The following is a 2,048-nucleotide window of genomic DNA, read 5'->3' as shown; positions in this document are numbered from 1 at the left end:
TATATCAGGTCGCTCGACGAATAAGCGTCGCTGATCCCCGATAAGGTCTTGCCGGACCATCGCACCGACTAGCCCGGCGCCGCTATCGAGGACGGCGGAAAGATCGAACCGCGCGTTCTGGACATGGGCGCAGGCCAATAGCGATAAGCGGACCGATGCGCCTTATCCGCGCCGGTCGGTGACTCAGTCAGCCCGCTTGGCGGCCCGCGATATTGGCATGGTCGTTGCTGCATCCCTGATGGGCGACGGGTATTTCCGGCTGGAAGCACCCCGTCGCGGCAATCAGGGAGGAAGATTTGCAAACCAATTCATCATTGAACGGAAAGACCGCACTTGTCACCGGAGGCACCCGGGGGATCGGCGCGGCGGTTGCCAAACGGCTGGCACAGGCCGGCGCGGATATCGTCATCACCTATCAGAACAATGAAAGCGCCGCGTCCGGTGTTGTCGATGCCTGCCGCGCTTACGGGGTCGATGCCAAGGCCATCCAATGCGACGCGGGCGATCTGTCAGCGGGCAAGGATCTGATCATGAACCACTTTTCCGGACCGGCGGGGATCGACATTCTGGTCAACAATGCCGCCGTTCTGACGGCGGTGGACCTGAAGGACTGTAGCGAGGAAGACTTTGACCGGAACATCGTCGTCAACCTGAAGGGGGTGTTTTTCCTGACCCAGGCCGCCGTCAGCCAGATGGGTCTTGGCGGCCGTGTCGTGAATATCGGCTCGATCTTTGGTGAAACCGTCCCTTACCCCGGCATCGACCTTTATTCGATGACCAAGTTCGCCATGGCTGGCCTGACCCGTGCCTGGGCGCGCGATCTGGCGGCAGAGGGCATTACGGTCAACTGCGTTCAGCCCGGTCCGATCAACACCGATATGAACCCCGAGGACGGCGCCCTTGCCGAAGCGATGCTGCCCAGATCGCCCATCGGGCGCTATGGCCGCCCCGAAGAGGTTGCCGAAATGGTGGCCTATCTTTGCGGCCCGAACACCGACAACGTCACGGGCGCGATCCTGAACAATGACGGGGCGTGGAACGCCTGACAGGCATATGCGGCGCGGGGGGGCTCGCGCCGCTATTTCACCAATGCGAAGGGATGGTCGCTGGTATCCAGCCATGCCTTTACGCTGGCCACGGCAAGCGAAATATCCTCGGCGCCGCCCATGCCGCGATCATCCAGCCCGCCTTTGACCACCGTGACATTGACCGTGCCGAACGGCAAAGCCGCCGCCACTGCCGCTTTGTCCACCTCGTCCGGGGCCTGCACCCCGATCGTCACCTCGACCACCATTTCAGAGGGGTGTTTATAGGCGTGGAACAGGGTTAACGAGCTGTGCCGGATCGCATCGGAAATGGCCCGTAACGCCGCTTTGGTCAGGTCCTTGCCGTGAACGTCTGCGCCCATGCCCAGTTCCAAGATCAATGGCTGCATTGTTCAGGTCTCCTTTGTGACATCGAACGACACGGTGACGATGGCATTCGCGACGATTGTCATATGGCCGCGCATTTCGGTATCCAGACCGCCCCGAACGGCCTGAGCCGAAACCGTGCCTACGGGCGCGCGGGCCTTGACCGCCTCAAGATCGACCTTGCCGGGTTGCCCGACGCCGACGCGAATATCGACGATCATCGCCTCGTGCGGAAATCCAAACGCCGCGGCCACGGACAGGAAATTCCGATGCAGCGCGTCATCAACCGCCCGGCAGGCCGCCTTGGTATAGTCCTGACCTTTCAAGTCGGTTCCCATGCCCATTTGCACCGCGAATTGGGTTTTCGTCATGCTTTTGCTCCTGATGCGTGCACGGCCCTGAGGCGCGCGAAATCTTCCGCCGCGTGATAGCTTGAGCGCGTCAGCGGGCTGGCCGAAACCATCGAGAACCCCTTGCCACGCGCCAAGGCTTCAAGGTTGGCGAATTCCTCGGGGCTGACATAGCGCTTGACCGGGTGATGCTTTGGCGTGGGTTGCAGGTATTGGCCGATGGTGACGAAATCCACGCCCGCCGCACGCAGATCATCCAGAACCTGTGCGATCTCGTCCCTGAGCT

3 protein-coding genes and 1 pseudogene are annotated in these 2,048 nt (G+C 61.5%); 1 reads left to right on the top strand and 3 read right to left on the bottom strand.

Annotation, left to right across the window (positions count from 1 at the left end; all coding sequences use genetic code 11):
• The first annotated feature begins 296 nt into the window (after positions 1-296).
• The gene (locus ABYW26_RS13860; RefSeq protein ID WP_372605497.1) at positions 297-1,046 is read left to right on the top strand and encodes an SDR family NAD(P)-dependent oxidoreductase; all 750 of its coding nucleotides are present in this window, start codon (positions 297-299) and stop codon (positions 1,044-1,046) included.
• Positions 1,047-1,078: 32 nt separating this feature from the next.
• Here ABYW26_RS13860 and ABYW26_RS13855 read toward each other — a convergent pair whose 3' ends face one another.
• The 3 genes and pseudogenes from ABYW26_RS13855 to ABYW26_RS13845 all read right to left on the bottom strand — a co-directional run.
• Positions 1,079-1,435, bottom strand: coding sequence for a Lin0512 family protein (locus tag ABYW26_RS13855; protein WP_372605496.1), 357 nt, complete (start codon positions 1,433-1,435; stop codon positions 1,079-1,081).
• Between the two features lie 3 nt (positions 1,436-1,438).
• Complete coding sequence (locus tag ABYW26_RS13850) at positions 1,439-1,783, bottom strand: Lin0512 family protein (protein WP_372605495.1); 345 nt, start codon at positions 1,781-1,783, stop codon at positions 1,439-1,441.
• Positions 1,780-2,048, bottom strand: a pseudogene (locus ABYW26_RS13845) (lipoyl synthase); the annotation flags it as partial. The gene ABYW26_RS13850 and the pseudogene ABYW26_RS13845, both read right to left, overlap by 4 nt.

The organism is Actibacterium sp. (genome assembly GCF_041584535.1).
Lineage (GTDB): Bacteria > Pseudomonadota > Alphaproteobacteria > Rhodobacterales > Rhodobacteraceae > Actibacterium_D.
Note: the sequence above shows the minus strand (reverse complement) of the source record. Positions and strands in the feature narration are given on the sequence as shown.

Bases quoted from the DNA above. Each gene is read 5' to 3' on its own strand.
- ABYW26_RS13855 (WP_372605496.1), bottom strand. From the start codon at position 1,435: ATGCAGCCATTGATCTTGGAACTGGGCATGGGCGCAGACGTTCACGGC.
- ABYW26_RS13850 (WP_372605495.1), bottom strand. From the start codon at position 1,783: ATGACGAAAACCCAATTCGCGGTGCAAATGGGCATGGGAACCGACTTG.